23 protein-coding genes are annotated in these 25405 nt (G+C 72.9%); 6 read left to right on the top strand and 17 right to left on the bottom strand.

Going from position 1 to position 25405, the window contains the following annotated elements:
- Nucleotides 1-216: 216 nt before the first annotated feature.
- Genes KBB57_RS00810 through KBB57_RS00795 form a run of 4 tightly spaced genes read right to left on the bottom strand, consistent with a single transcriptional unit; the run spans nucleotide 217 to nucleotide 2567 of the window.
- Nucleotides 217-699 carry a MarR family transcriptional regulator gene (locus tag KBB57_RS00810; protein WP_290745299.1) on the bottom strand — a complete coding sequence of 161 codons (483 nt, stop codon included), beginning with the start codon at nucleotides 697-699 and terminating at the stop codon, nucleotides 217-219.
- Nucleotides 696-1535, bottom strand: a complete 840-nt coding sequence (locus tag KBB57_RS00805) for a carbon-nitrogen hydrolase family protein (protein WP_290745295.1) — start codon at nucleotides 1533-1535, stop codon at nucleotides 696-698. The genes KBB57_RS00810 and KBB57_RS00805 overlap by 4 nt, the downstream gene beginning before the upstream one ends.
- Before the next feature lie 5 nt (nucleotides 1536-1540).
- Nucleotides 1541-1798 (bottom strand): glutaredoxin 3, encoded by a 258-nt coding sequence (gene grxC, locus KBB57_RS00800; RefSeq protein WP_290745292.1) that lies wholly within the window; start codon nucleotides 1796-1798, stop codon nucleotides 1541-1543.
- A gap of 22 nt (nucleotides 1799-1820) precedes the next feature.
- Nucleotides 1821-2567: a ComF family protein gene (locus KBB57_RS00795; RefSeq protein WP_290745289.1), complete on the bottom strand. Its 747-nt coding sequence runs from the start codon at nucleotides 2565-2567 to the stop codon at nucleotides 1821-1823.
- A 43-nt stretch (nucleotides 2568-2610) separates the two neighbouring features.
- Here KBB57_RS00795 and KBB57_RS00790 point away from each other — a divergent pair, with 43 nt between their 5' ends.
- Both KBB57_RS00790 and hemH read left to right on the top strand, forming a co-directional pair.
- Complete coding sequence (locus tag KBB57_RS00790; RefSeq protein WP_290745412.1) at nucleotides 2611-3477, top strand: methyltransferase domain-containing protein; 867 nt, start codon at nucleotides 2611-2613, stop codon at nucleotides 3475-3477.
- A 59-nt stretch (nucleotides 3478-3536) separates the two neighbouring features.
- A complete protein-coding gene (gene hemH, locus KBB57_RS00785; RefSeq protein WP_290745409.1) occupies nucleotides 3537-4613 on the top strand; it encodes a ferrochelatase in 1077 nt (358 codons plus the stop codon).
- A 13-nt stretch (nucleotides 4614-4626) separates the two neighbouring features.
- Here hemH and KBB57_RS00780 read toward each other — a convergent pair whose 3' ends face one another.
- The 6 genes from KBB57_RS00780 to tsaD all read right to left on the bottom strand — a co-directional run bounded on the left by KBB57_RS00780 (nucleotide 4627) and on the right by tsaD (nucleotide 9779).
- Nucleotides 4627-4824, bottom strand: a complete 198-nt coding sequence (locus KBB57_RS00780) for a hypothetical protein (RefSeq protein ID WP_290745287.1) — start codon at nucleotides 4822-4824, stop codon at nucleotides 4627-4629.
- Nucleotides 4825-4952: 128 nt separating this feature from the next.
- A complete protein-coding gene (locus tag KBB57_RS00775) occupies nucleotides 4953-6017 on the bottom strand; it encodes an AI-2E family transporter (protein ID WP_290745284.1) in 1065 nt (354 codons plus the stop codon).
- A 567-nt stretch (nucleotides 6018-6584) separates the two neighbouring features.
- Nucleotides 6585-7004, bottom strand: a complete 420-nt coding sequence (locus KBB57_RS00770; RefSeq protein ID WP_290745281.1) for an EVE domain-containing protein — start codon at nucleotides 7002-7004, stop codon at nucleotides 6585-6587.
- A 122-nt stretch (nucleotides 7005-7126) separates the two neighbouring features.
- Nucleotides 7127-7402: a YciI family protein gene (locus tag KBB57_RS00765; RefSeq protein ID WP_290745278.1), complete on the bottom strand. Its 276-nt coding sequence runs from the start codon at nucleotides 7400-7402 to the stop codon at nucleotides 7127-7129.
- A complete protein-coding gene (locus KBB57_RS00760) occupies nucleotides 7403-8308 on the bottom strand; it encodes an NAD(P)H-dependent glycerol-3-phosphate dehydrogenase (RefSeq protein WP_290745275.1) in 906 nt (301 codons plus the stop codon).
- Nucleotides 8309-8687: 379 nt separating this feature from the next.
- Complete coding sequence (gene tsaD / locus KBB57_RS00755) at nucleotides 8688-9779, bottom strand: tRNA (adenosine(37)-N6)-threonylcarbamoyltransferase complex transferase subunit TsaD (protein ID WP_290745406.1); 1092 nt, start codon at nucleotides 9777-9779, stop codon at nucleotides 8688-8690.
- A gap of 147 nt (nucleotides 9780-9926) precedes the next feature.
- On the opposite strand from tsaD, the gene KBB57_RS00750 reads away from it, so the two are divergent.
- Nucleotides 9927-10634, top strand: coding sequence for a uroporphyrinogen-III synthase (locus KBB57_RS00750; protein ID WP_290745272.1), 708 nt, complete (start codon nucleotides 9927-9929; stop codon nucleotides 10632-10634).
- 29 nt (nucleotides 10635-10663) lie between these two features.
- Here the strand turns inward: KBB57_RS00750 and KBB57_RS00745 are convergent, their stop codons facing one another.
- Nucleotides 10664-13795: a choice-of-anchor Q domain-containing protein gene (locus tag KBB57_RS00745; protein WP_290745269.1), complete on the bottom strand. Its 3132-nt coding sequence runs from the start codon at nucleotides 13793-13795 to the stop codon at nucleotides 10664-10666.
- Nucleotides 13796-14064: 269 nt separating this feature from the next.
- Here KBB57_RS00745 and KBB57_RS00740 point away from each other — a divergent pair, with 269 nt between their 5' ends.
- Entirely contained in the window at nucleotides 14065-14652 is a 588-nt protein-coding gene (locus KBB57_RS00740) for a GcrA family cell cycle regulator (RefSeq protein ID WP_290745266.1), read from the top strand.
- Nucleotides 14653-14895: 243 nt separating this feature from the next.
- On the opposite strand, the gene phoB is transcribed toward KBB57_RS00740, so the two are convergent.
- The 3 genes from phoB to KBB57_RS00725 form a co-directional block, all read right to left on the bottom strand.
- Nucleotides 14896-15591: a phosphate regulon transcriptional regulator PhoB gene (gene phoB / locus KBB57_RS00735; RefSeq protein WP_290745263.1), complete on the bottom strand. Its 696-nt coding sequence runs from the start codon at nucleotides 15589-15591 to the stop codon at nucleotides 14896-14898.
- A gap of 12 nt (nucleotides 15592-15603) precedes the next feature.
- Nucleotides 15604-16305 carry a phosphate signaling complex protein PhoU gene (gene phoU, locus KBB57_RS00730; RefSeq protein WP_290745260.1) on the bottom strand — a complete coding sequence of 234 codons (702 nt, stop codon included), beginning with the start codon at nucleotides 16303-16305 and terminating at the stop codon, nucleotides 15604-15606.
- A 443-nt stretch (nucleotides 16306-16748) separates the two neighbouring features.
- Nucleotides 16749-18029 (bottom strand): ATP-binding protein, encoded by a 1281-nt coding sequence (locus tag KBB57_RS00725; protein ID WP_290745258.1) that lies wholly within the window; start codon nucleotides 18027-18029, stop codon nucleotides 16749-16751.
- Nucleotides 18030-18130: 101 nt separating this feature from the next.
- On the opposite strand from KBB57_RS00725, the gene KBB57_RS00720 reads away from it, so the two are divergent.
- Nucleotides 18131-18541: a DUF1178 family protein gene (locus KBB57_RS00720; protein WP_290745255.1), complete on the top strand. Its 411-nt coding sequence runs from the start codon at nucleotides 18131-18133 to the stop codon at nucleotides 18539-18541.
- An 830-nt stretch (nucleotides 18542-19371) separates the two neighbouring features.
- Here KBB57_RS00720 and KBB57_RS00715 read toward each other — a convergent pair.
- Genes KBB57_RS00715 through KBB57_RS00705 form a run of 3 tightly spaced genes read right to left on the bottom strand, consistent with a single transcriptional unit; the run spans nucleotide 19372 to nucleotide 22558 of the window.
- On the bottom strand, nucleotides 19372-20910 hold the full coding sequence (locus tag KBB57_RS00715) for a DHA2 family efflux MFS transporter permease subunit (RefSeq protein ID WP_290745252.1): 1539 nt from the start codon (nucleotides 20908-20910) through the stop codon (nucleotides 19372-19374).
- Nucleotides 20907-22079, bottom strand: a complete 1173-nt coding sequence (locus KBB57_RS00710) for an HlyD family secretion protein (protein ID WP_290745249.1) — start codon at nucleotides 22077-22079, stop codon at nucleotides 20907-20909. Before KBB57_RS00710 ends, KBB57_RS00715 begins: the two co-directional genes overlap by 4 nt.
- Nucleotides 22076-22558: a MarR family winged helix-turn-helix transcriptional regulator gene (locus KBB57_RS00705; RefSeq protein ID WP_290745247.1), complete on the bottom strand. Its 483-nt coding sequence runs from the start codon at nucleotides 22556-22558 to the stop codon at nucleotides 22076-22078. The genes KBB57_RS00710 and KBB57_RS00705 overlap by 4 nt, the downstream gene beginning before the upstream one ends.
- 330 nt (nucleotides 22559-22888) lie before the next feature.
- On the opposite strand from KBB57_RS00705, the gene KBB57_RS00700 reads away from it, so the two are divergent.
- Nucleotides 22889-25405 (top strand): hypothetical protein (locus tag KBB57_RS00700; RefSeq protein ID WP_290745244.1); only part of this gene is annotated, 2517 nt, incomplete at its 3' end.

Below are 25405 nucleotides of genomic sequence, written 5' to 3'. Positions count from 1 at the left end.
TCTCCACCGTCGTGCAGTGTGGCGCGCGCGGCGTCTCCGGCGTCAATCTACGAAGAATCAATGGCTTAGCTAATTTTCACGCGTGAACACCCCGCTCAGCGCCGCTTGCAGACGACCCTGCCCGACCCGAGCGTCCACGCCGACGAACGCGGGGCAGGCTCGCCGCCCCGACGAAGAATCAATGACTTGGACAATTTTCACGCGTGAACACCCCGCTCAGCGGACGCCCACGCGGCTCCCCGGTCCGGCAGGGGCCGGCTCGGCGAGGCTCGCCCGCATCGCCCGCAGGAGCGGCAGCGACGCCCTCAGCCGCTCCTGCCCCAGCCGGGCGGCCACGTCGTCGAAGACCGGGGCGATCGCCGTGACCGCCCGGTCGCGGGCCGCCTGCCCGGCGGGGCTGAGGCTCACCCACTTGCGGCGCGCGTCGTCCCAGTCGGGCCGGATATGGACATATCCCGCGGCGTCGAGCCGGCGCAGCGTGTTGGTCATCGCCCCCTTGGTGACGTGGAAGGTCCGCGCGAGCTGCGCCGGCGTCTTCTCCCCCCCGGCCCCGGCCAGGTGGTTCAGCGTCATGAAGTGCGACAGCTCCATCCCCCGCGGCAGCGCCCGCGCCAGCCGCATCCGGGCGAGCTGCTCGATCACCACGATCTCCCCGAAGATCGCGACCAGCACCGGGTCGCGGCTCGGGATCTCGGTCATCGCCCGGCCGGCGCGGCGAAGGGCCGGTCGTGGCCGAGCGAGGGCACCTGCGCCCGCGCCCGCGCCACCGCGCCGAGGTCGAGATCGACGAGGGTCACCCCGACCGCCTCGCCGGCGTCGGCCAGCACCTCGCCCCAGGGCCCGACCGCCAGCGAATGTCCCCAGGTCCGCCGCGGCTTGCCTGTCCGGGCCGGATGGGTCCCCGCCTGCGCCGGCGCGAGCACGAAGGCCCCGGTCTCGATCGCCCGCGCCCGCAGCAGCGCCTGCCAGTGCGCCTCCCCGGTCGGCACGGTGAAGGCGGCGGGGACAGTGATCACCTCCGCCCCCGCCTGCGCCAGCGCCCGGTAGAGCCCCGGGAAGCGCAGGTCGTAGCAGATGCTGAGCCCGAGCCGCGCCGGCCCCGCCTGCGCCGCCACCGCCCGGTCGCCCGGCCGGAACGCCGCGCTCTCGCGATAGCTCTCGCCCCCCGCCAGCTCGACGTCGAACATGTGGATCTTGTCGTAGCGGGCCGCCACGCTCCCGTCCGGCGCGACCAGCAGGCTCCGGTTGGCGAACCGCCCGTCGGCATCCCCGCTGGCGAGCCCGAGGCTGCCGATCAGCAGCCAGACCCCGAGCTCCGCCGCCACCACGCGCAGCCGCGCCAGCGTCGGGTCGTCCGCCTCGACCCGGAACGTCTCGGCCTGCAACGCGCGGCTCGAGGTGAGGAGGTTGGTGCATTCCGGCGTGAGCGCCAGCTCCGCCCCGCCGGCCGCCGCCTCGCGGACCAGCGCCTCGGTCACCGCGAGGTTCGCCGCCGGGTCGTCGCCCGAGCAGAGCTGGACGAGGCCGACCCGCATCGCCGTCAGCCCGCGAGCAGCGGATCGAGCCGCCCCTCGCGCTCGAGCGCGCTGATGTCGTCGAACCCGCCGACATGCTGCTCGCCGACGAAGATCTGCGGCACGGTCCGCCGCCCCCGCGCCCGGTCGATCATCTCCGCCCGCCGGCTCGGGTCGGCGGCGACGTCGATCTCCTCGAACGCGACGCCCTTGGCGCCGAGCAGCCGCTTGGCGGCGTGACAATAGCCGCAGAAGGGCGTGGTGTAGATGGTGACAGGCGGCATCGGCTCCTCCGCGACGGAGCCATCATAGCTTCGCCGAATCGTCGAAGGCAACGCGGGCCAGGACCAGCACGTCGATCCGCGCCGCCCCGGCGGCCCGCAGCGTGTCGGCGCAGGCCGAGAGCGTCGCCCCCGAGGTCAGCACGTCGTCGACGAGCAGCACCGACCGCCCCGCCACCGCCGCGATCCGCCGCGGCGTCACCGCAAAGGCCCCCGCCTGGTTCGCGGCGCGCGCCGCCCGGTCCATCCGCTCCTGCGGCTTCGTGGCGCGCACCCGCGACAGCAGGTCGATGGCCACCGGCCGGCCCGACAGCCGCCCCAGCCGCTTCGCCAGCTCCGCCGACTGGTTGTAGCGCCGCCGCGCCAGCCGCCGCCAGTGCAGCGGCGTCGGCGCGATCACGTCGGCCCCGGCGAGCAGCTCCCGCCCGGCCGCCGCCATCCACGCCGCGAGCGGCCCGACCGTGTCGAGCCGGTCCCCGTGCTTCAGCGCGAGGATCACCCGCTTCGCCGCCCCGGCATAGAGAACCGCCGCCGCGCCCCGGTCCCAGGCCGGCGGGTGGCGCAGGCAGCCGTCGCAGACATCCGCATCGCCGGCCTCCCCGCCGACCAACGGCAACCCGCAACGCCGGCAGGCCGTGCCGGCGATGAAATGGGTGTCGCGCCAGCACGCCGGGCACAGCCCGTGCGGCGCGTCCGTCGGCTCGGGGCAGGCGATGCAGCGCGGCGGAAACACCATGTCGACGATCCCGGCCCCGATCGCGCGCAACAGCATGGCGTCCTGCTCCTTCCCTGCCTATGTGGGCGGCATGAGCGACATGCCCCCGGACCTCTTCGACCGCGACCTGCTCGCCCTGCGGCGGGCGCGGGCGGCGGCCGCTCCCGGCGGCCCGGCGGATTTCCTGCACGCCGTGGCGGCCGACGAGGTCGCCGATAGGCTTGCGGCGGTTAACAGGCGGTTTCACGCCCCCGCCATCGTCGGCCCGCGGGCCGCGCTCTGGGCGGAACGCCTGCGCGCCGCGGAGACGCCGCCGGCCCGGACCGCCGCCGACGCCGAGATCCTCGACCTCGCGCCCGGCGGGCACGATCTCGTGGTCCACGCCCTGGCGCTGCACTGGGCGAACGACCCCGTGGGCCAGCTCGTCCAGTGCCGCCGCGCGCTGGCGCCGGACGGGCTCTTCGTCGGCGCGCTCTTCGGCGCCGGGACGCTCGCCGAGCTGCGCGCCGCGCTGGCCGAGGCGGAGGTTGCGGAGACCGGCGGCCTCAGCCCGCGGGTGGCGCCGATGGGCGAGATCCGCGACCTCGGCGGGCTGATGCAGCGGGCGGGCTTCGCCATGCCGGTGGCGGATTCGCTCCGGGTCGAGGCGAGCTACGCCGACGCGCTGGCGCTGATGCGCGACCTCCGCGCCATGGGCGAGACCAACGTGATGCGGGCGCGCCTGCGCCGGCCGACCCGGCGCCGCGTCATCGCCCGGGCGGCGGCGCTCTGCCAGGATCGCCTCGCCGGGCCGGACGGGCGGGTGCGGGCGGGGTTCGAGATCGTCTTCCTCACCGGCTGGGCGCCGGCCGAGGGCCAGCCGAAGGCGCTGCGCCCCGGGTCGGCCGGCGCGCGCCTCGCCGACGCGCTCGGCGTCGCGGAGCAGAGCGCCGGCGAGCGCGCCGGGCCCGGCCGACGCGACGATTGACCCGGCTGCGCAAGCGCATAGGTAGGCGGGAAACGGAGGGCCGACAGCCGATGAACGAGATGCCGAAGATCGCCGCCGACGGCCTCGACCTGCCGGGCGAGGGGCGGCTCGCCCATGCGGCGCCCGACCACCCGCCGGTTCCGCCGGCGAGGGTCGGGGTGATCCTCGCCAATCTCGGGACGCCGGACGCGACGGACTACTGGTCGATGCGGCGCTACCTGAACGAGTTCCTCTCGGACCAGCGGGTCATCGACTACCCGCGCTGGAAGTGGCAGCCGATCCTGCAGCTGATGGTGCTGAGCAAGCGGCCGTTCAGCTCCGGCGCGGCCTATCGCGGCATCTGGAACACCGAGCGGAACGAGAGCCCGCTGCTGACCATCACCCGCGAGCAGACCGCGGCGGTGGCCGAGCGGCTGGCCGCGGCGCATGGCGGGCGGGTGGTGGTCGACTTCGCCATGCGCTACGGCAACCCCTCGACCCGGTCGGTGGTCGAGCGGATGGCGGCGGCAGGGTGCGAGCGGATCGTTTTCTTCCCGCTCTACCCGCAATACGCCGCGGCGACGACGGCGACCGCCTGCGACGCGGCGTTCCGGGCACTGATGGGGCTGCGCTGGCAGCCGAGCCTGCGGACCGTGCCGGCCTACCACGCCGAGCCCCTCTACATCGAGGCGCTGGCCCGGTCGGTGGAGCGGGCCTATGCCGGGCTGGAGCGGCGCCCCGACGCGCTGGTGACGAGCTATCACGGCCTGCCGGAGCGGTATCTGGCCGAGGGCGACCCCTATCACTGCCATTGCCGCAAGACCTCCCGGCTGCTGCGCGAGCGGCTGGGCTTCGGCGAGGACGAGGTGGTGGTGGCGTTCCAGTCGCGCTTCGGGCCGGAGGAGTGGCTGAAGCCCTACACGGTCGAGGAGGTGGCGCGGCTGGCGCAGGCCGGGCGGCGGCACATCGCGGTGATGGCGCCGGCGTTCTCGGCCGATTGCGTGGAGACGCTCGAGGAGATCAACGAGGAGATCCGCGAAGCCTTCCTGCACGCCGGCGGCGAGAGCTTCACCTATATCCCGTGCCTCAACGCGGAGCCGGCGCATGTCGATGCGCTGGTCGCGGTGCTGGAGCGCGAGCTCGCCGGCTGGATCTGAGCGCGGCGTCGCGTCAGGCGGTGACGGCGGCCTTGGGCTCGGCCCTCGCGCGCACCCGGGGGACCACGGCGGGCGCCTCGGGCCGAAGCTCGATCGGGCGGCCGCGATACAGGGTATTTCCGTCGCGGATGAGGACGGTTCCGTCCGTCATCACCTCGACGATCTCCCCCTGAACGGAGATACAGCTCGAGACTTGGATGGTTCTCAGCATGATTTCGACCCCGCGTCCGCATTTTAGTTTTGATTCGACGATAGCGGCCGTCGGGGCGCCTGTCATCCCGTAACGTCTCGTTCGCAACTTTCGTAGGATGCCCGTGGCGTGCATGGCACGGTCGGGATTCACGCCTCGCGGCGGTGGGGGCCGATGTCGCCGTCGCGGGAGAGCAGGACGGCGAGGGGGCGGGCGCCGCGGAACTCCGAGAGGACGATGACGAGGATCGCCATCATCGGCACCGAGAGGATGGCGCCCGGCACGCCCCAGAGGGCGGTCCAGACGACGAGGCTGACGAGGATGACGAGCGGGCTGAGGTTGAGCGAGCTTCCCATCACCCAGGGCTCGATGAAATTGCCGACGAGGGCCTGCGCGGCGGAGAGGGCGGCGACGAGGACGGCGACCGGGCCGAAGGCGGCGAACTGGACGATCGCCATGGCGGTGGGGAAGAACACCCCGATGAACGAGCCGAGATAGGGGATGTAGTTCACGAGGCCGATCAGGATCGCCCAGAACCCGGCGAAATCCACCCCCGCGACGTGGAGGATGGCGTAGCTGAGCGTGCCGAGCAGGATGTTGATCAGGGTCTTCAGCACCAGGTAGGCGCCGATCCTTGCGTTGACGTCGGCGATGACGCCGTGGATGCGGGCGATCTGCTCGGGGTCGTCGGAGAGGCGGGCGATCTTGCCGGCGAAGGCGTCCTTCTCGGCGACCATGAAGGCCGCGTAGATCACCACGATCGCGGCGGTCGCCACCAGCGCGGTTGCGGAGGCGAAGGCGAGGCCGATCAGGCGCTGGAGGTTGATGAGGCGCAGCAGGTCGTCGCGGATGGTCTGCCACGTCGGCTCGGTCTCGACCCCGAAGCGGACGGCCCAGGCCTGGATCTCGGCGAGCAGGCGGCCCTGGTACTGCGGCGCCGCGGCGGCGATCTGCCCGGCCGCCCCGACGACGATCCAGACCAGCAATCCCACCGCCCCGGCGATCAGCCCGAGCGAGAGCACGTAGCGCACGATCCGCGGCAGCCGGCCGAGCCCGGGCGCGCGCCCGACGAGGTCGGCGAGGCCGAGCACGATATAGGCGAGGATCAGCCCGGAGACGAGCGGCAGCAGCACCGGCCGCCCGACCGCCAGCACCCAGCCCAGCATGAGCGCGAGCAGGACGCCGAGCACGAAATGGGTGAAGCTGTCACGCACGCCCGGGCCTCTAGCACGCGCCCGCCGCCCGCGCCAGCCGCTGCGGCGCGGGGGGTGTGTTCACGCGTGAAAATTCGCTAAGCCATTGATTCTGCGTAATCGTGAAGGGGACCTTGCCGGCCGTGGCGGCATGGCACACGCAACCCCAGTGGAGAGAAAACCTGGCCGGAAGCAGGCCGCGACGGGGACGCCAGACGGATTTGACCCGCGGCAAATCCGTCCGCGATCGCCCCTGCGGGGGGCGAGCGCGTTGCCGCGCTCGCCGGGGCGCTCACGGACGGATGGCGCGCTTCCGCAGAAATCGGCGCCCCTCACGGCTTCCGCGCGCAACCGCGCTCCAGCCGTCGGCGCGGCGAAAGCCGGGCTTTCGCTTGTCGCGCCGTAGCCTCGCGGGCAAGCCCGCTTCGGTCGCCCGGCGTGCGCGTCCGTCCTCGGGCAGGGCAAGCAGGCGTCATGCGGCGTGGCGCCCGGCCCGGGGCGCGCTCCGGCGCGCCAGGCCTCCCTTCGCCCTGACCCGCCGACATCTCAAGGCAGCATCGGCAGGGATGGAGGCGCCCGGCGAGCGTATCACCCGCGGTAGCCGCCCATCTCGCAGACTACCGCCCATTCCGCGTCGGCGACGGGCTGGACCGAGAGGCGGGAGTTCCGCACCAGCACCATGTCGGCGAGGCGCGGCTCGGCCTTGCAGGCGTCGAGGGTGACGGGGGCCGGGAAGGGCGCGACCGCGCGGAGGTCGACGCATTGCCAGCGGCCGTCCTCCGCGGTGGAGTCGGCATGGGCCTCGGCGATCACCTCGACGACCCCGACCACGGCCCGCTCGTCGCCGGAATGGTAGAAGAACCCGAGGTCGCCCTTCTGCATCGCCTTCATGTTGTTGCGGGCCTGGAAGTTGCGCACCCCGTCCCATTCCTGCCCGGCGTCGCCCTTCGCGACCTGCATGTCCCACGACCAGGTGTCGGGCTCGGACTTGAACAACCAGTGCGCCATGGCGGCCTCCCTCCTCGTTCGGAACCGCGAGGCTCGCAGCGCCGGCTGACCGGCGCAAGCCTCCACGCGGCTGGGCCCGGCGAAGCGGCTGCTCCGCGGCAAGGGCGCCAGCGCGGCGAGGCTTACCCGACCACCTTCTTCCACGGGCGGATCGCCACGCTGGCGAAGAGCCCGGCGCGGGCGTAGGGATCGGCGGCGGCCCAGGCCTCGGCGGCGGCGCGGTCGGCGACGTCGAGGACGAGGAGCGAGCCGGTCATGCCGCCGGCGTCGTCCTGGAACGGGCCGGCGAGGACGACGACCCCGGTGTCCCGCAGGTAGTCGAGATGGGCGGCGCGGTTGGCGGCGCGGATCTCCTGGCCGCCGGGCTTGTCGTCGCAGATCAGCGCATAGAGCGGCATTCATTCCTCCTTGAGCGGGCGGGCGAGCAGGGCCTCCATCGCCTCGGCGAGCGTGGCGCGGCGGTCGAGGACGTCGGCGACGGCGGCGGCGATCGGCAGCTCGACGCCGTGGCGGGCCCCGAGCTCGCAGGCGGCGCGCGCGGTCGCGACGCCCTCGACGGTGCCCTCCGGCATCGGCAGCCCGGCCCCGAGGGCGCGGCCGAGGGCGAAGTTGCGCGACATCGCCGAGCCGCAGGTCAGCGCGAGGTCGCCGAGGCCGGAGAGCCCGGCGATCGTCTCGGGCCGGCCGCCGAGCGCCGTGGCGAGGCGGGTCATCTCGGCGAAGCCGCGGGTCATCAGCGCGGCGCGGGCGGACTGGCCGAGGCCCGCGCCCTCGATCAGGCCGCAGCCGATGGCGACGACGTTCTTGATCGCGCCGCCGAGCTGGGCGCCGACGACGTCGTCGGTCAGGTAGAGGCGCAGCCGCGGGGTGGAGAGCGCGTGCTGGAGGGCCGGGCCGAGCTCGGGGTCGGCGCAGGCGAGCGTCAGCGCGGTGGGCAGGCCCCGGGCGATCTCGGCGGCGAAGCCCGGGCCGGTCAGCACCGCGAGCGGCCGGTCGGGCAGCGCGGCGGCGGCGATCTCGGTCTGGAGGCGGAAGGAGCGGGCGTCGACGCCCTTGGCGCAGAGGACGAGCGGGCCGTCGGGTAGCGCGGCCCCGTACGCGGAGAGGAAGGGTCCGGTGGCCTGGGCCGGGACGACGAGCAGGATCGCCTCGGCGCCGGCGAGCGCGGCGAGGTCGCCGACCGCCTCGACGCCGGCGGGCGGCTCGGGCGGGCGGCGACCCCAGAGGCGCACCTCGCGGCCGGCGGCGGCCTCGACCGCGGCGAGGGCGGAGCCGAAGGCCCCGGCGCCGACGACGCCGATCATGCGCGGGGCTCCCGGGGGCAGGCCGGGCGGGGGGAGGCGTGCGGCGGGTGCATGCGCGCCGCCCGGCACGGGGCGTCCGTGCTGGAGCCGGGTGGCGCCGAACGTCCGAAGCGGGCCTTGCCCGCGAGGTTACGGCGCGACAGGCGAAAGCACTGCTTTCGCCGCGCCGACGGCCGGAGCGCGTTGGCGCGGAGGCCGTCAGGGGCGCAGATTTCCCCGTAGCGCGCAATCCGTCCGTGAGCGCCCCGGCGAGCGCGGCGACGCGCTCGCCCCCCGCAGGGGCGAGCGCGGACGGATTTGCCGCGGGTCAAATCCGTCGGGCTTCGACGGCGCGACCTGTCCCGGACCGGACGTGGGCTCCCCGGTCCCGTGGCGCCCCTCATGCCTTGGCGCCCTTGCGGCCGGCGCCGAGCATCGGGGCGGCCTTCGTGTCGAGCGGCCAGCGCGGGCGGGCGGCGAGGCTCATGTCGTCGGGGCCGCGGACGGCGAGGCGCTCGGCGGCCGCCCAGGCGACGATGGCGCCGTTGTCGCCGCAGAGCGCCAGCGGCGGCGCGAGGAAGCGGGCGCCGGCGTCGTCGGCGACCCGGGCGAGCGCGGCGCGGATCGCCGCGTTGGCGGCGACCCCGCCGGCGACGGCGAAGGCGAGCGGCGCGCCGGGCCGCTCGGCGGCGAAGGCGGCGAGCGCCCGGCGCGACTTTTCGGCGAGGGTGTCGGCGACCGCGGCCTGGAAGCTGGCGCAGAGGTCGGCGCGGTCGGCGCGGGTAAGGCCGCCCTGCGTCTCGGTCAGGCGGTCGCGGGCGCGACGCGCGGCGGTCTTGAGCCCGGAGAACGACAGGTCGCAGCCCTCGCGGTCGAGGAGCGGCCGGGGCAGGTCGAAGCGGCCGGGGTCGCCGGCGGCCGCCGCGGCCTCGACCTCGGGCCCGCCGGGCTGCGGCAGGCCGAGGAGCTTCGCCACCTTGTCGAAAGCCTCGCCCGGCGCGTCGTCGATGGTGCCACCGAGGCGGCGGAAGCGCTCCGGCCCGTCGACGGCGAGGAACTGGCAATGGCCGCCGGAGACGAGCAGCACGAGGTAGGGGAAGCCGAGGTCGGCGACGAGGCGCGGGGTCAGCGCATGGCCGGCGAGGTGGTTGACCCCGACGAGCGGCAGGCTGCGCGCGGCGGCGAGGCCCTTGGCGAACATCACCCCGGCCAGCACGCCGCCGATCAGCCCCGGCCCGGCGGCGACGGCGACGGCGTCCACCGCGTCGAGGCCGAGGCCGGCGTCGGCCAGCGCCTCGGCCGTCACCGTGTCGAGCCGCTCGGCATGGGCGCGGGCGGCGATCTCGGGGACGACGCCGCCGAAGGCCGCGTGCAGCTCGCGCTGGCCGCGGGCGGCGCGGCCGAGGATCTCGCCCATGGGCGCGCCGGGGCGGGCGCGGACCAGCGCGGCGGCGGTGTCGTCGCAGGTGCTCTCGAGCCCGAGGAGGACGATCTCCCGCCCGCCCTGCGTTCTCGCGGGCGCGTCCTCCTCGATCTGGATGATGTCGCGCGCCAGGGGGCGGACTCCGCGGTTGCGTGGCACAGGGGTCGGGCGTAGCACCCGGGCCGCGGCGAGCGCAAGCGAGGGGAGGGGCCGGGCATGGCGCGGAGGTTGCTGATCACCCGGCCGCGCCCGCAGGCGGAGGCCTTCGCGGCGGCGGTCGAGGCGGCGCTGCCCGGGCGGTTCGCGCCGGTGCTCGCGCCGCTCCTCGCCATCGCGCCGCGGACGGCGCCGGTCGATCTCGCGGGCGCGCAGGCGCTGCTGTTCTCCTCGGCGAACGGGGTCGAGGCCTTCGCCGCGGCGAGCGCCGAGCGGGGCCTGCCGGCGCTCTGCGTCGGCGACATGACCGCCGAGGCGGCGCGGGCGGCGGGGCTCGCGGCGGAATCGGCCGGCGGCGACGTCGAGGCGCTGGCCCGGCTGGCGCTGGCCCGGGCGCGGCCGGGGGCGGGCGATCTCGTGCATGTGCGCGGCGTCCATGCCGCGGGCGACCTGGTCGGGCGGCTGCGCGCGGCCGGCGCGGCGGCGCGGGCGCTCGAGCTCTACGAGCAGGTCGCCGTGCCCCCGCCGCCCGACGCGGCGGCGCTCCTCGCCGCCGGCGGCGTCTCGGTGGCCACGGCGTTCTCGCCGCGCTCGGCGGCGCTCTTCGCGGCGGCGGCGCGGGCGGCGGGCTGGCCGCTCGGCGGGGTGACGCTCGTCTCGCTCAGCGCCGCCGCCGACGCGGCCCACGCCGCGCCGGAGCCGCTCCGCCGGGTGATCGCGCCGCGGCCCGACCGCGCCGGGATGCTCGCGGCGCTGGCGGCGCTCTGAACGCGCTTCCCCCGCGTCAGACGGCGGCGTCAGACATAGTCGAGCTCCAGCCCCGACAGCGCCAGCCCCACCCGGTCGTCGGCGCGCGTGCCGATCGTCAGGTTGTCCGAGCCCTCGGCCGCGAAGGCGTCCCAGAACCCCGCGCCGACCCCGCCCACCAGCGCGCCGGCCACCCGGATCTCCTCGGCCAGGAAGTCGATCTCCACCGTCTCGCGGTTGTGGACGCCGATCAGCACGAGCGCGTCGGTGTCGAAGCCGCGGCCGCTCCGCTCGACGATGGCGTCGCCGTCGAAGTCGAGCGCGAGCGTCGCGGTCTCGCGGGTGGCGCTCCGCCCGTCGGCGTTGCGGACCGCGACGGTGAAGCGCGCCGCGGCGATCTCGGCGTCGGCCAGCGCGAAGTCGAGCGAGTCCCCATTGTTGAGCCAGCGCGCCATGGTCGAGCCGTCGCGGGCGTTGTCGAGCCCGAAGCCGCGCCCGGCGTCGAAGCGCACCGCGTCGGTCAGGTCGCCCGCGTCGTCGCGGGCGATCCGGCCCCAGCCCCGCACCAGCACCGGATCGTCGCCGCCGTTGTCGACGGCGAGCGAGGTCACCCGCCCGGCCTTGCCCGCGTCCGAGAGGTTCATCGCCGCGTCGAAGCCCTTCAGCGCCGCCGCGCCCGTCCCCGGATCGCCGTCGTCGTCGACGAGCGCGACGAGCTGGCGGAACGCGAGGCCCTTCGACGCCGGGCGCACCCAGGCCGGGTCGATGTCGTTCAGCTCCGCCGGCGCCGGCGCGTTGATCGCGCCGCCCTTCGCCTTGCCGTTGGTGTCGATCTGCAGCAGCGCGAAGCCGATCGTGCCCGCCTTCTCCAGATCCGGCTGCGCCGCCTCGTAGGCCCCGAGGTCCGGCGCCGCGTCGCGGGCCTCCCCGCGCTGGTCCGCGGCCGTCGCGCTCGCCGGATCCGCCGCCCCCGCCGCCGGCCCGTCCGCGAGGATCGCCACCGTCCGCGTCGGCCCGCCATTGTCGGCCAGCACGCCCGCCAGCACCCCGGGCGCGATCTCCGCCGTCTGGGCGAACACCGCCGCGGCGGTCACGTCGCCCACGTCGGTCGATCCGTCGAGGAGGTCGCCGTCGAGGATGTTGCCGCCGACGAGCGCCGTCGACCCGAACCCGAAGGCCCCGTCGGCCCCGTGGTTGCCAAGCACGATGCTGTCGGCGAGCGTCAGCGTCCCGCTGGCCAGAAGCCCCGCCCCGATCGCGGTGTCGCCCTCGACGCTGTTGCCGGTGACCGTGACGTTCTGCGCCGAGAGCGAGTTCCGCGTGAGGACGCCCCCGCCGTAGCCCCCGTCGCCTCCCGTCGCGCGGTTGCCGCTGATCGTCGAGTTGACGAGGATGGCGCTGTCGGCGAAGGCGCCGCCGCCGCCGGCGTAGGCGCCGATGACGGCGTTGCCGCTCACCGTGCTGCCGGTGAGCCGCAGCGTTCCGGTGGCGTAAACGGCGCCGCCCGACCCGATATAGGCCGTCACGACGTTCCCCGCGATCTCGCTGTCGATCAGCGTCACGTCCGTGCCGTGGATCGCGCCGCCGCGGCCGATCGCCGCGCCGCCCTGCCCGAACGCCCGCCCGCCGGTCAGGACCAGCCCGTCGAGCGTCAGCGCCGCCGTCGCGGCGAAGATCCGCCCGTTGTCGTCCATGCCCCCCGCCGCGAGGCTCGCGTCGACGTCGGTGATCCCCCGCGCGTCGACCACGTCGTTCCCGCCCGCGTCGCTGGTGATCACCACCCGCGCAGCCCCGCCGTCGATGGTCAGCGCCCCGGCGATCCCGATCTGCCCGCCGGTCAACCGGATGACGTCCGCAGCCTCGCCGTCGAAGACCGAGGCGTCGAAGGTGATCGTGTCCGCCCCCGCCTGCGCGTCGGCGAAGGCCACCGCCTCGCGCAGCGAGGTCAGCCCGTCGAAGGCGTCCACCACGTCCGCGGCCGTCGTCACCACGAGGCCGCCCGCCTCGCGCTGCAGCTCGACCGCCCCGAGGTCGGCCGCGTCGCCCGAGACCCGCGCCTCGCCGCGCTGGTCGGTCGCGAGCGCCGTCGTCCCGCCCGCATCCACCGCCGCGCCGCCGGCGCGGATCAGCACCGTCCGCGTCGGCCCGCCGTTGTCGGCGAGGACGCCCGCCAGCACCCCGGGCGCGATCGCCGCCGTCTCGGCGTAGACGTCGGCCGCGGTCACGTCGCCCACGTCGTCCGTCCCGTCGAAGAGGTTCGTGCCGACGATGTTGCCGCCGGCGAGGGTCGCATTGCCGCCGATCTCGCTGGACGCGACGTTCGTCGCGACGTTGCCGAGCACGATGCTGTCGGTCAGCTCGAAGTTCGCGACGAAGATGCCCCCGGCCGCGCTATTGGCTCCGGTGGCGGCGTTGCCGGTCACCGTGGTGCTGGTCAGCTCGGCGAAGTCGCCGGCGATCCCGCCGCCTAAGCCGAGCGCGCCCGTCACGCGGTTGCCGCTCACCGTGCTGTTGGCGAGGGTCGCCGTCACCGCGTAGAGGCCGCCGCCATAGGCGACGTATCCGGTCGCCGCATTGCCGCTGATCGTGCTGCCGACGATCTCGGCCGAGGTGAACACGAACGCGCCCCCGCCGTTCGCTGCGAAGCCCGACGTCCGGTTGTCGCGGATCTCGCTGTTCTCCACATGCAGCACGTAGGCGACGATCCCGCCGCCGCGCGAGAAATCGCCGGCGGTGCTGTTGCCCGCGATCGTGGAATTGACCAGCGTCACCACGTTCACGGCGACCGCGCCGCCATGGCTGGTGTCCGCCGTCGTCCGGCCGCCGGTCAGCGTGAGGCCGTCGAGCGTCAGCGTCGCGGCGCCCTCGAAGATGCGGCTGTTGTCGTCGAGGAGCGCCGCGCCGGAGGCGTCGACGTCCGTTATCCCGTCGGCGCCGACCACGTCGTCGCCGTTCGCGTCGCCGGTGATGACGACGCGCGCCGCGCCGCCGTCGATGGTCAGCTCCCCGCTTACGTTGATCGGGCCGCCGGTCAGCCGGATCACGTCCGCCGCCTCGCCGTCGAAGAAGCCCGCGTCGAAGCTGATCGTGTCCGCGCCGCCGCTGGCGTTCGCGTCGAGCGCCGCCTGCCGGAGCGATCCCGCGCCGCTGTCGGCATTGTTCGTCACGATGAAAGTGGCCATCCCGTCCCCCCTTGCGCCGGCCCCGGCGTTTCCCGCCCCGCGTCCCGCCGCGCCCCGCGGCGATGATCCCCGCGGAATCGCCGCGGCGCGCGTCCGTCCCCGTCAGAACAGGCGTCGTTTTCCGGTCGGCGTGTCGTTTCGGGACAAGGGCCGCCGAGGCCGCGCAGCAGCCCGGGTTGTGTCCGCCGCCCCGGCGGCTAGAATGAGCGACCTTCGGGACCTGGCCCTCCGCCCGGGTTTCGTGCCGATGAGCGAGGGAGCCCGCCGTGATGTCCTGGACCGACGAACGCGTCGAGACGCTGAAGGCCATGTGGGCCGAGGGAAAGAGCGCGAGCCAGATCGCCCGCGAGCTCGGCGGCGTCACCCGCAACGCCGTCATCGGCAAGGTCCACCGGCTCGGCCTGTCGAACCGCGGCCCGAACGGCGAGCGCCTCGAGGACGGCGACGCCCCCGGCCACGCCGCCGAGGCCGCCGCCGCGCCCGCCGCCGAGACGGAAGCCGCCGTCGAGGCCGTCCCCCTCGAGGCCGCCCAGCCCCGCGCCCGCGAGCCGCTGGCGAGCCCCGCCCGGCCGAAGCCGCCCGTCGCCGTCAACGGCCAGCCGCTGCCGCCCGCCGGCTCGGAGATCAGCCCGGAGGCGCTCGCGAACCTCGCCGAGGTCGCCAAGAAGGCCCGCCGCCTCACCCTGATGCAGCTGACCGAGCGCACCTGCAAATGGCCGATCGGCGACCCGGCCACCGACGATTTCTGGTTCTGCGGCCTGCCCTGCGTCGCCGGCAAGCCCTATTGCGAGACCCATGTCGCGGTCGCCTTCCAGCCGATGTCCGCCCGCCGCGACCGCCGCGCCGGAGGCCGCTGACCGGCCCCCGCGCGATCGCCTTGCCCCCCGGGACGCTCCCCCCGGGCGATCGCCTCGCGGTTGAGACCCGCCGCCGCGCAAGAATGATGCGCGGCATACATCAAATGGTGGATGCGACTCGCCCCGGCTCGTGCTCCGGTCCAGATACATTGTTGATAAGATTTTATTGAACTGCGAACCATACCGGCGAGGTGCCCCCGGCCGAGGCGACAATCGGCCGGGGGTTATTCGTCCCCCGGGCGATCAGCCGGCGTAGGTCTCGTCCAGCGCATAGCCCGTCGCGCGCACCGTGCGGATCGGGTCGCGATCGCCGCCCCGGTTGAGCGCCTTGCGCAGCCGGCCGATATGCACGTCCACCGTGCGGATCTCCACGTAGACGTCCTGCCCCCAGACCCGGTCGAGCAGCTGCTCCCGCGAGTAGACCCGGCCCGGCCGCTGCAACAGCACGTCGAGCAGGCGGAACTCGGTCGGCCCGAGATGCACGTCGCGCTTGCCCCGCCGCACCCGGCAGTTCTGCCGGTCGAGCACGAGGTCGGCGAAGCTCGCCACGTCGCCCGCGAGCGCCGGCGCGGTCCGCCGCAGCACCGCGCGCACCCGCGCCACCAGCTCCGACATCGAGAACGGCTTCGTCACGTAGTCGTCGGCGCCGACGTCGAGCCCGCGCACCCGGTCCTCCTCCTCGCCCCGCGCGGTCAGCAGGATCACCGGGATCTCGCGGGTCTCCGCGCCCATCCGCATCCGCCGGCACAGCTCGACCCCCGAGACGTTCGGCAGCATCCAGTCCATCAGCACGAGGTCGGGCTTCTCCTCGTCGACCGCGGTCAGCGCGTCGTCGCCGTCGGCGCAGGTCGCGACCGAGAAGCCCTCCTTCTCGAGGTTGTAGGCGAGGAGGTGGCTGATCGCCTCCTCGTCCTCGACCACCAGCACCTTGGCGCACATCGCCCCGCCCCCTTACTCGCCGACGAACTCGATGCCGCTCGGCTCGCCCTTGGGGCGGTCGTCGCCGAGGCGCTGGCCCGTCACTATATAGTAGACCATCTCCGAGATGTGCGTGGTGTGGTCGCCGATCCGCTCGAGGTTCTTGGCGAGGAACAGCAGGTGCGCGCCGACGCCGATCAGCCGGCTGTCCTCGACCATGTAGGTGACGAGCTCGCGGAAGATCGCGTTGTACATCTCGTCGATCTCGTAGTCCTGGTTCCAGATCTGCACCGCGAGGTCGACGTCGCGCGAGGCATGGGCGTTCAGCACGTCGGAGAGCTGCGCCAGCGTCGCCCGCCCCATACGCACGATCGAGTTGGTGAGCTTCACCGTGCGCGAGGAGGAGAGCGGGATCGCCCGCTTGGCGATGTTCTTGGCGAGGTCGCCGATCCGCTCCAGCGTGTTGGCGATCTTCATCGCCGAGATCAGCACGCGCAGGTCCGCCGCCATCGGCTGGCGCAGCGCGATCACCTTGACCACCTGCTCCTCGAGCGCGGATTCGAGCGCGTCGAGCGCCCGGTCGCGCTCGATCACCTCCCGCGCGAGGCGGGCGTCGCGGTTCTGCACGGATTCGAGCGCCTTGGAGAGCAGCTCCTCGCAGAGCCCGCCCATCTCGGAGATCCGCGCCTGCACCTGGACGAGATCCTCGTCGAAGCTGGAGACGATATGCGCCATCGCGTCCGACCGCGGCGCGCCGCGGTCCTCCCTGTTGCCTGGGCCGCGAGTATATCCCGGCCGGCGACACGATTATTGCAGGGATGCGACGGTTTTGTGAACCTCGCGGGGCCGCGTGCCCCGGACGACGCCCGCGCGCCCGGAGGGGCCTCCGATCGACCGAAGCGGGCTTGCCCGCGAGGCCACGGCGCGACAAGCGAAAGCCCTGCTTTCGCCGCGCCGACGGCTGGAGCGCGGTTGCGCGCGGAGGCCGTGAGGAGCGCAGATTTCTCCGGGAGCGCGCAATCCGTCCGTGATCGCCCCGGCGAGCGCGGCAACGCGCTCGCCCCCCGAGGGGCGAGCGCGGACGGATTTGCCACGGGTCAAATCCGTCTGGCGGCGCCGTCGCGGCCTGCCACGGGCGCGGCGCTCGCTTCCCCGTCGCAAGGCCCTGTGCGCCCCCCTCAGTCCGCGGCAGTCTCGGCGCGCGGCAGCCAGACGGTGAACGCCGCCCCCTTGCCCGGGGTCGAGGCGATCTCGATGCGGCCCTGGTGGCGGTTCAGGATGTGCTTGACGATGGCGAGGCCGAGCCCGGTGCCGCCTTTGGCGCGGCTTGCCGCGGCGTTCACCCGGTAGAACCGCTCCGTCAGCCGCTGCAGGTGCTCGCGCGGGATGCCGGGACCGTCGTCGGCGACGCAGACCCCGTGGCGGCCCGGCTGGGCGGGGCTCGCCTCGGCGGCGAGCACGCGCACCGTGCTGCCCGGGCCGGCGTACTTCACCGCGTTGTCGACGAGGTTGGCGAAGACCTGCGCCAGCTGGTCGCGGTCGCCGAGCACGGTCGCGCCCTCGGGCGCGAGCTCGACCCGCAGCGTCACGCCCTCCCTCTCCGCGAGCGGCGCCGCCGCGGCGGCGGTCTCCGCCGCGATGGCGTTGAGCGAGACCGCCGCCGCCGGGCGCAGGTGCTCGCTCATCTCGATGCGCGACAGCGACATCAGGTCGTCGACGAGCCGGCGCATCCGCCCGGCCTCGCGGGCCATGATGGCGAGGAAGCGCTCGCGCGCCGCGGGATCGTCCTTCGCGTGGTTCTGCAGCGTCTCGATGTAGCCGAGCACCGAGGCGAGCGGGGTGCGCAGCTCGTGGCTGGCGTTGGCGATGAAGTCGGTGCGCAGCTGCTCGACGCGCCGGGCCTCGGTGCGGTCCTCGATCAGGACGAGCGCATGGCCCTCGCGGCCGAAGCCCGCGTCCGGCGGCAGGAGCCCGACCCGCGCGTCGAAGACCCGCTCCGCGGCGCCCTCCCGCGTGGCGAACTCGAGGCTGCGCTCGCCGCTGTCGACGAGGGTGGCGCTCACCGCCTCGACGAAGGCCGGCGCGCGGATCAGGCTGGCGAAATGCGCGCCCTCCTGCAGCCGCGGCAGGGTGCGGAGCGCCGCGGGATTGGCGTAGGCGATGCGCCCCGTCGGCCCGATCACCAGCAGCGGCGAGGGGATCCGCGCGATCAGCCCTCCCGGCGGCGATCCCGTCGCGCCCGCCGGCGATCCCGTCGCGCCGGGCGGCGCGGCGTGCGCGCCCGCCGGCGCGACGGCCTCGCCGCCGGCCCGCGCGCCGCCCGTCGCCACGGCCAGCGCGATGCCCGCCGCGCCGCCGAGCACGAGCGCGGCGAGCGCCGGCAGGGCGAGGCCGACGGCGAGGGCGGCGGTTCCGCCGACGACGGCCGCGGCGATCCCGAGATCGCGCCAGGTCGGCATGTCACCTCCGGCAGGCGGGCAGGGCGGCGCAGCCATACCAGCCGCCCGTCCGGGCCGGAAGCGGCATTGCGTCGCCCGGGGCGGCGCCTACCTATGGAGGGATGATCCGCTACGCCCTCCGCTGCGCCGACGGCCACAGCTTCGACAGCTGGTTCGCCTCGGGAGACGAGTACGACCGGCTGCACGCGGCCGCGCTGCTCACCTGCGCGGTCTGCGGCGGCTCGCGCGTCGAGAAGGAGCTGATGGCGCCGCAGGTGCGGCCGGGCGGCGACACGCTTTCCGCCCCCGCCTCGCCGGCCGAGCAGGCGCTGGCCGAGTTCCGCCGCCGCGTGGAGGCGGTCAGCGAGGACGTCGGCCGCGACTTCGCGGCGGAGGCGCGCCGCATCCACGCCGGCGAGGCCGAGGCCCGCCCGATCATCGGCGAGGCCCGCCCCTCCGAGGCCCGCGCCCTCGTCGAGGAGGGCGTCCCCGTCGCGCCCCTGCCCTGGACGTCCCGCCGCCGCACGGATTGAGCGGCGAGCGCGGCCTGTCGCGTCAGGCACGCTACACGACGGAGGCGGCAAGGGTCGACCCGCGGCGACGTCTCGCCTCGCGACGCCTCCCGCAGGTTGACATGCGCATGTCAACCTGCTCGCCGCGGAGCGGTCGGGGCAGGAAGCGTGCAAGCTTCAAGTGAATCGAACGGCGCCGCGAAATGCATGCGGCGCTGATGAATGTGCAATGATTTTCACCGTTATATTCAAAATATTTGCAAATATATTTCGAATTATATTTGCGTGCAAACAAGCATGATCGAGATGTCGCCCGTTCGCATCTTCTCAGGCTCGTCCGGCAGCATCACGGGCGACTGGCCATGAGGGGGCACGGCGTTGGTGTCGTGTCGTGGCGCGTCGGGCACACTACACGACAGTGGAGAGAAATATCGGTCGGGAGGGTGCGGGACGGTGAAGCCAGACGGATTTGACCCGTGGCAAATCCGTCCGCGATCGCCCCTGCGGGGGGCGAGCGCGATTCCGCGCTCGCCGGGGCGATCACGGCCGGATGGCGCGGTGCGTGGAAATCTGGACCCCCCACGGCCTCCGCGCCAATGCGCTCCGGCCGTCGGCGCGGCGAAAGCCGTGCTTTCGCTCGTCGCGCCGTAGCCTCGCGGGCAGAGCCCGCTTCGGTCGGGGCGAGCGCCGCAGCCTCGGGCGGCGACCGGCTCCTGTCGTGTCGTGGCGCGTCGGGATCTCGCCAGGGTCGGATCACGTGGAATCAATGACTTAGCGAATATTCACGCGTGAACAGCGCAGTCTGGGCGTTCCCCGGCGCGCGCCGGCGCGCGGCCGGCGCGCGGGCGGCGCTACTCCATCGCCGGCGCGGACCCCGGGGCGGGCGGCCGGCCGGGCTTGCGCATGAAGGCGAGGAGCGGGATCACCGCCAGCGTCACCCACATCATCAGCTTGAAGTCGTCGATGTTGGCCACGAAGGTCGCCTGCGCCTGGATGCGGCTGTTGACGAGCGCGATCATCGTCGCCGGGTCGAGGCCGAGCGCCAGCACCTGGTCCATCGCCGGCCCGAACTCGGTCAGCTTCGCGGTCATCTCGGCGCGGTTCACGATGATGTTGTGCGACAGCTCCGCCGCGACGATCGAGATCCCGACCGACGAGCCGATGTTGCGCACGAGGCTGAACAGCGCCGCCGCATCCGCCCGGAACCGCGGCTCCAGCGTCGCGAAGGCGATCGTCGAGAGCGGCACGAAGACGAGCCCGAGCCCCAGCCCCTGCACCACGCCGGAGACGACGATCGGCGTCGCGTCCATCAGCGGCGAGAACTGCGTCATCTGCCAGAGCGAGAACGCGGTCAGCGACAGCCCGGCGAGGATCAGGAGCCGCGCGTCGACCTTGCCGACGATGCGCCCGACCACCATCATCGAGATCATCGTGCCGACGCCCCGCGGCGCGAGCACCATCCCGGTCGTCACCACCGGATACCCCATCACCCCCTGCAGCAGCGGCGGCAGCAGCGCCAGCCCGGCGAGCAGGATCACCCCCACCATGAAGATCATGACGAGCGCCATCACGAAGTTCGGGTCGCGGAAGATATGCGGGTCTATGAAGGCGTGCTCCCGCCCCGTGACGTGGATGACGAAGGCCCAGAGGCCGGAGATCGTCAACCCGAGGTAGATCCACGTCTCCGGGCTCTCGAACCACGCCACCTGCTCGCCCCGGTCGAGCATCAGCTGGAGCGCCCCGATCGCGACCGTCAGCATGGCGAAGCCGAAGAAGTCGAAGCTCCGCAGCCGCCGCTCCGAGCGCGGCAGGAACATGACGAGCCCCGTCAGCGCGACGATGCCCACCGGCAGGTTGACGTAGAAGACGAACCGCCAGTTGAAGCTGTCGGTCAGCCACCCGCCCAGCGTCGGGCCGATGATCGGGCCGACCATGATCCCCGCGCCCCAGATCGCCATGGCGCGGCCATGCTCCTCGCGCGTGTTGATGTTGAGGAGCACCGTCTGCGACAGCGGCACCAGCGCCGCGCCGAACACGCCCTGCAGCACCCGGAACAGGATCATCTCCCCGAGGCTCGTGGCGAGCCCGCAGGCCATCGAGGTGACGACGAACCCCGCCGTCGAGACGATGAAGAGCTCCCGCAGCCCGATGCGGTCGGAGAGCCAGCCGGTCACCGGGGTCATGATCGCCGCCGCGACGATATACGAGGTGAGGACCCAGGTGATCTGGTCCTGCGCCGCGCCGAGCGAGCCCTGCATCGAGGGCAGCGCCACGTTGGCGATCGTGGTGTCGAGCACCTGCATGATCGTCGCGAGCATGATCGAGACGGTGATCAGCCCCTTGTGCGCGACCTTGCCCCCGGCGGCGGGGCTCGCCGCCGCGGCGCTCATCTCGCCTCCGCCGCCTGCGCCGGCGCCTCCGCGAGCCCGACGGCCGCGAGGACGGAGCGGACGGGAGAGGGCAGCCCGCGGGCATGGCCGGTGTCGACCTCGACCAGCGCGCTCATCCCGGCGCGGAGCTGCGGCACGTCCTGCCCCGGCTCGAGCCGGATGCGCAGCGGCACCCGCTGCACGACCTTGACCCAGTTGCCGCTGGCGTTCTGCGCCGGGATCAGCGCGAACTCGGACCCGGTGCCGGCGCCGATCGAGTCGACCTTGCCGCGGATCGCCTTGCCCGGCCACGCGTCGACGCGCACCTCGACCGGCTGGCCCGGCACGATATGGGCGAGGTCGGTCTCCTTGAAGTTCGCCTCGATCCAGGTGTGGTCGGTCGCGACCAGCGCCATCACGGCGGTCGTCGGCGTGACGTACTGGCCCGGCTGCAGCCGGGTCGTCTGCGCGACCACGCCCGCGCCCGGCGCGGTGACGACGGTATGGGCGAGGTCGAGCTCCGCCCCGTGCAGCGCCGCGATCGCCTGCAGCACCGCCGGGTGCTCGTCGGTCGGGATGTCGGGATCGCCCGCCAGCGCCGCGCGCGCGCTCAGCACCCGGCTCTCCGCCTCGGCCAGCGCCCCCCGCGCCTCCTGCAGCGTCAGCGCGCTCTCGTCCGACGCGGCCTGGCTGATCACGCCCGACCTCAGCAGCGCCTGCTGCCGGTCGTCGCGCGTCTGCGCGGTGGCGAGCGCGTCGCGGGCGGTGTCCGCCTCGGAGCTCGCCTGCGCGAAGGCGGCCTTCAGCTTCTCCACCTCGAGCCGCGCCGTCTCCAGCCTGGCTCGGTCCTCCTCGACGGCGTTGCGATAGGTCGCGTCGTCGATGACGAAGAGCGTCTGCCCGGCCGCGACGGCCTCGTTCTCGGCGACCAGCGCCTCGGCGATCTGCCCGCTGACCTGCGGCAGCACCGAGATGCGGTCCTGCTTGACGTAGGCGTCCTCGGTCGAGACGAAGCGCCCGCCGGTCACCCACACGTAGCCGCCCCCGAGCGCGAGCGCGAGCGGCAGCGCCGCGATCAGCAGGTTGCGGCGCAGGAGGCTCGGGCGGGGGGGCGCGGGCGGCTCGACCGGCTGCGCGTCCCCGGCGGGGACGGCCTCTGCGAGGGAGCGGCTGTCCGGACGGGCGTTCATGCGATCCTCTCCGCCGCACGGCCGCCGGCGGTCTCGGCGCCGGGGCAGTCCTCGGCCCCGGTGAGGTTGCTGACCATGGTCTCGAGAGCGACCCGCAGCGCCGCGCGCTCGGCCTCCGTGAGCCCCGCGAGCGCCTGGTCGTAGATCGCCGCCGCCCGCTCGCGCATCGGCGCCATCATCGCCCGGCTCTTCTCCGTGGTGTAGAGCCGCCGGGCCCTCCGGTCGCGCGGGTCGGAGCGCCGCTCGACGAGGCCGGCCGCCTCCATGCGGTCGACATGGCGGCTCACCGTCATCGGCTCGAGCTCGAGCAGCGAGGCGAGCGCCGCCTGGCCGATCCCCTCCGCCTTGGAGAGGCGGCCGAGGATCTGCAGCTGCGCCATGGTCATGGGAAGGTCGCGGCTCGCCTGCTCGAAGCGCCGGCGCAGCAGCCGGGTCGCGTCCGTCAGGAGAAAGCCGAGGGGGGCGGGCATCTGGTTCATGCGAGCGATATAATAACTTGGATTATGATATGCAAGCGCTATGTTCGCCCCGCCTGCCGCTGGATTGCGGCCTTAGCGATTGCCGGCGCCGCAATAAACTCAACTAAAAAGTGATTAAAAAAACGCCATTGACAGCTTATTGCGCTGGCCCCATCCTCCGGCGCAGGGGTGGAACACAAATAAGTTAACAGAAAGCCTCCTCACGTCCGCAACGCCGCTCCTGGCGTCCGACATGCTTTGGTCGGGCGCAGGCGGCGGCCACAAGAGTAACGCCGTGCGCACGCTGCGAGGTGCGCCGACAGGGAAATATTGGTCCGAGGGGAACCGTTCATGGCTACGCCGATCCAGACCTACTACGTGCCGATGCGCGAGCTCGATCTCATCCTCGATTTCGATGAGATCAACTCCGGCGTCAATCAGAACGGCTACATCCGGACGCTGCTCGCGATCGCGGTGGCGGCGCCCGGCACGGTGATCTGGTACGACCACTGGGAGGACGGCTACGAGACCGACTACAACGCCCTGCCTCTCGGCTCGACGACCTCGGTCTGGGGCGATGGCGACCTGACGAACAATTTCCCTGTCTCCGGCCTCTCGGGCTTCGTGAGCGGCCTGCCCGGCGACGACGTCTTCGACGGCGGCGAGTCGCTCATCCTCGAGAACTCGGTCAACCTCCAGCTTGTCGGCGACACCGGCTATTTCACCTTCGACGGCGGCGACCGCATCGTCGTTTCCTTCCCGGTGACCGTCGTCCGCGCGGCCTACCCGACCCACAACGGCCAGACCAATGGCGATCCCGGCTCGCTCCTCGCCGGCGACACCGAGGTCTTCGCCACCGACCGCTACGGCACGCTCTTCGTCGCCCCGGTCGGCGAGAACACCGGCGTCTTCGGCGACACGGATCCGTTCGAGCTGACCTCGATTCACGTCATGGCCTCGGTCGACGGCACCGAGGTCTTCCTGAACGGCGTCTCGCAGGGCACCATCGACGCCGGCGAGTCGATCCGCATCACCAATATCCTGCAGGGCCAGCAGATCACCGCCACGAAGCCGGTGCAGGCCAACATCTTCACCGGCGACGTCAACTCGAGCTACGAGTCGCGCTCCTATGCGCTCTCGCCGCGCGACCAGTGGAGCGACGACTACTACACGCCCGTCTTCGCCCGGGACGGCAGTGACAATCCGACGCGCGTCTGGCTCTATAACCCCAACAATTTTGCGATCACCGTGACGATGGGCGTCGCGGGCAACGCCAGTTTCCAGACCATCAATATTCCCGCGAACAGTTCGGCGCTGTCGAACGGCGTTCCGAACAACTCCGGCGCCCGCTTCCACACGGCGAACGGGGATGATTTCTACGCCATCACCCAGACCGACACCTCCGGCGGCGGCAGCGGCGGGCTGACCTACGACTGGGGCCATCCGCTGATCCCGGCCGACCAGCTCACGTCGCAGGCCCTGGTCGGCCTCGGCTACGGCAATACGTCGAACAACCCGCTCGGGTCGAGCTTCAGCGTGGTCTGGGTGACGGCCACGCAGAATGCGACGCTCTTCATCGACTTCGACGGCAACGGCCTGCCTGACCGCACCATCGCGGTCACGGCGCTGCAGGGCGTGAAGATCGCCGACAACGGGGCCGGCTCCGAGAACGACAACGACATGTCGGGCGCCATGATCTGGGCGACCGACGCGAACGGCAACCCGGTCGACATCGCCGTCGCCTGGGGTCAGGATCCGTCGGCGGTGACCAGTCAGCCGAACTCGCTCGACATGGGCTCGGCCGTCCTGCCGCTGCCCGAGCTCACCGCCGGCAAGTCCGTGGGGTTCGCCGACACCGATGGCGACGACATCCCCGACGGCGACCTCGACGGCGACGCCAAGGTCGATCCCGGCGACGTGTTGGAATGGACCATCAATATCCTGAACTTCGGTCGGGTGATCGTCAAGGAAGGCGCCTTCACCATCGTCGACCCGATCACCGGCGCGAACATCTTCGAGGTGTCCGACTACGTCCTGGGCTCGACCTATTACACCTACGTGGACAACCTTGGTGTTACCCAGACGGTGCAGATCGCCGACAGCGTCTCGGGTACTCCCTTCCCGCTCGACGGCGCCGGCTTCACCAACACCGATTCGCTCTTCCCCAAGATCGGCAACGTGGCCGGCGAGACCCAGTTCATCACCTTCCAGACCAAGGTGAAGGACTTCGAGGATCTGCCCGACGGCGCGACCAGCGTCCTCAACATCGGCGAGCTGAAAGTCGGCAGCGAGACGTTGATCAAGTTCGACGCGAGCGTGCCGATCAACTACGAAGCGAAGATCGACATCGAGAAGTTCACCAACGGCGTCGACGTTGACGGCCCGACGGGTCCGGTCATCGCCCCCGGCGGCCAGGTGACCTGGACCTACCACGTCTCGATCCCGAACCCGGGCGCGAGCACGACCTTCCTCAAGGACATCGTCGTCACCGACGACAACGGGACGCCGGGGAATACGGCGGACGACTTCGCCCCGGGTTACGTGAGCGGCGACAACGGCAACGGCATCCTCGAATACGGCGAGGTCTGGGTCTACCAGGCGATCGGAACCGCCATTGAGGGCCAGTACTCCAACACCGTCACCGTGACCGGCACCCCGTCCTACGCGGGCGGCGCCACGGTGGCCGGCGTGGACAAGCCGATCGACGATGACACGAGCTACTACTTCGGCGGCAGGCCGGCGCTCGACGTGGTGAAGACGGCGAACGTGACGGAGGTGACGCAGGCCGGTCAGCAGATCGTCTACACCTACGTGGTGACGAACACCGGCAACACGACGCTGACCGGGGTCACGGCGGTGGACGACGCG

The sequence above is a fragment of the Amaricoccus sp. genome (genome assembly GCF_017993425.1).
Taxonomy (GTDB): domain Bacteria; phylum Pseudomonadota; class Alphaproteobacteria; order Rhodobacterales; family Rhodobacteraceae; genus Amaricoccus.
The sequence above is the reverse complement of the archived record's forward strand: the minus strand, read 5'-3'. Positions and strand labels throughout refer to the sequence as shown.

Coding starts and splice junctions, on each gene's coding strand:
- KBB57_RS00750 (WP_290745272.1), top strand. CDS start 9,927: ATGGCGCGGAGGTTGCTGATCACCCGGCCGCGCCCGCAGGCGGAGGCC.
- KBB57_RS00720 (WP_290745255.1), top strand. CDS start 18,131: ATGATCCGCTACGCCCTCCGCTGCGCCGACGGCCACAGCTTCGACAGC.
- KBB57_RS00790 (WP_290745412.1), top strand. CDS start 2,611: ATGCCCCCGGACCTCTTCGACCGCGACCTGCTCGCCCTGCGGCGGGCG.
- KBB57_RS00760 (WP_290745275.1), bottom strand. CDS start 8,308: ATGATCGGCGTCGTCGGCGCCGGGGCCTTCGGCTCCGCCCTCGCCGCG.
- KBB57_RS00770 (WP_290745281.1), bottom strand. CDS start 7,004: ATGGCGCACTGGTTGTTCAAGTCCGAGCCCGACACCTGGTCGTGGGAC.
- KBB57_RS00810 (WP_290745299.1), bottom strand. CDS start 699: ATGACCGAGATCCCGAGCCGCGACCCGGTGCTGGTCGCGATCTTCGGG.
- grxC (WP_290745292.1), bottom strand. CDS start 1,798: ATGCCGCCTGTCACCATCTACACCACGCCCTTCTGCGGCTATTGTCAC.
- phoU (WP_290745260.1), bottom strand. CDS start 16,305: ATGGCGCATATCGTCTCCAGCTTCGACGAGGATCTCGTCCAGGTGCAG.
- KBB57_RS00765 (WP_290745278.1), bottom strand. CDS start 7,402: ATGCCGCTCTATGCGCTGATCTGCGACGACAAGCCCGGCGGCCAGGAG.
- KBB57_RS00805 (WP_290745295.1), bottom strand. CDS start 1,535: ATGCGGGTCGGCCTCGTCCAGCTCTGCTCGGGCGACGACCCGGCGGCG.
- KBB57_RS00780 (WP_290745287.1), bottom strand. CDS start 4,824: ATGCTGAGAACCATCCAAGTCTCGAGCTGTATCTCCGTTCAGGGGGAG.
- KBB57_RS00705 (WP_290745247.1), bottom strand. CDS start 22,558: ATGAACCAGATGCCCGCCCCCCTCGGCTTTCTCCTGACGGACGCGACC.
- KBB57_RS00725 (WP_290745258.1), bottom strand. CDS start 18,029: ATGCCGACCTGGCGCGATCTCGGGATCGCCGCGGCCGTCGTCGGCGGA.
- hemH (WP_290745409.1), top strand. CDS start 3,537: ATGCCGAAGATCGCCGCCGACGGCCTCGACCTGCCGGGCGAGGGGCGG.
- KBB57_RS00795 (WP_290745289.1), bottom strand. CDS start 2,567: ATGCTGTTGCGCGCGATCGGGGCCGGGATCGTCGACATGGTGTTTCCG.
- KBB57_RS00710 (WP_290745249.1), bottom strand. CDS start 22,079: ATGAACGCCCGTCCGGACAGCCGCTCCCTCGCAGAGGCCGTCCCCGCC.
- KBB57_RS00715 (WP_290745252.1), bottom strand. CDS start 20,910: ATGAGCGCCGCGGCGGCGAGCCCCGCCGCCGGGGGCAAGGTCGCGCAC.
- KBB57_RS00740 (WP_290745266.1), top strand. CDS start 14,065: ATGTCCTGGACCGACGAACGCGTCGAGACGCTGAAGGCCATGTGGGCC.
- phoB (WP_290745263.1), bottom strand. CDS start 15,591: ATGTGCGCCAAGGTGCTGGTGGTCGAGGACGAGGAGGCGATCAGCCAC.
- KBB57_RS00745 (WP_290745269.1), bottom strand. CDS start 13,795: ATGGCCACTTTCATCGTGACGAACAATGCCGACAGCGGCGCGGGATCG.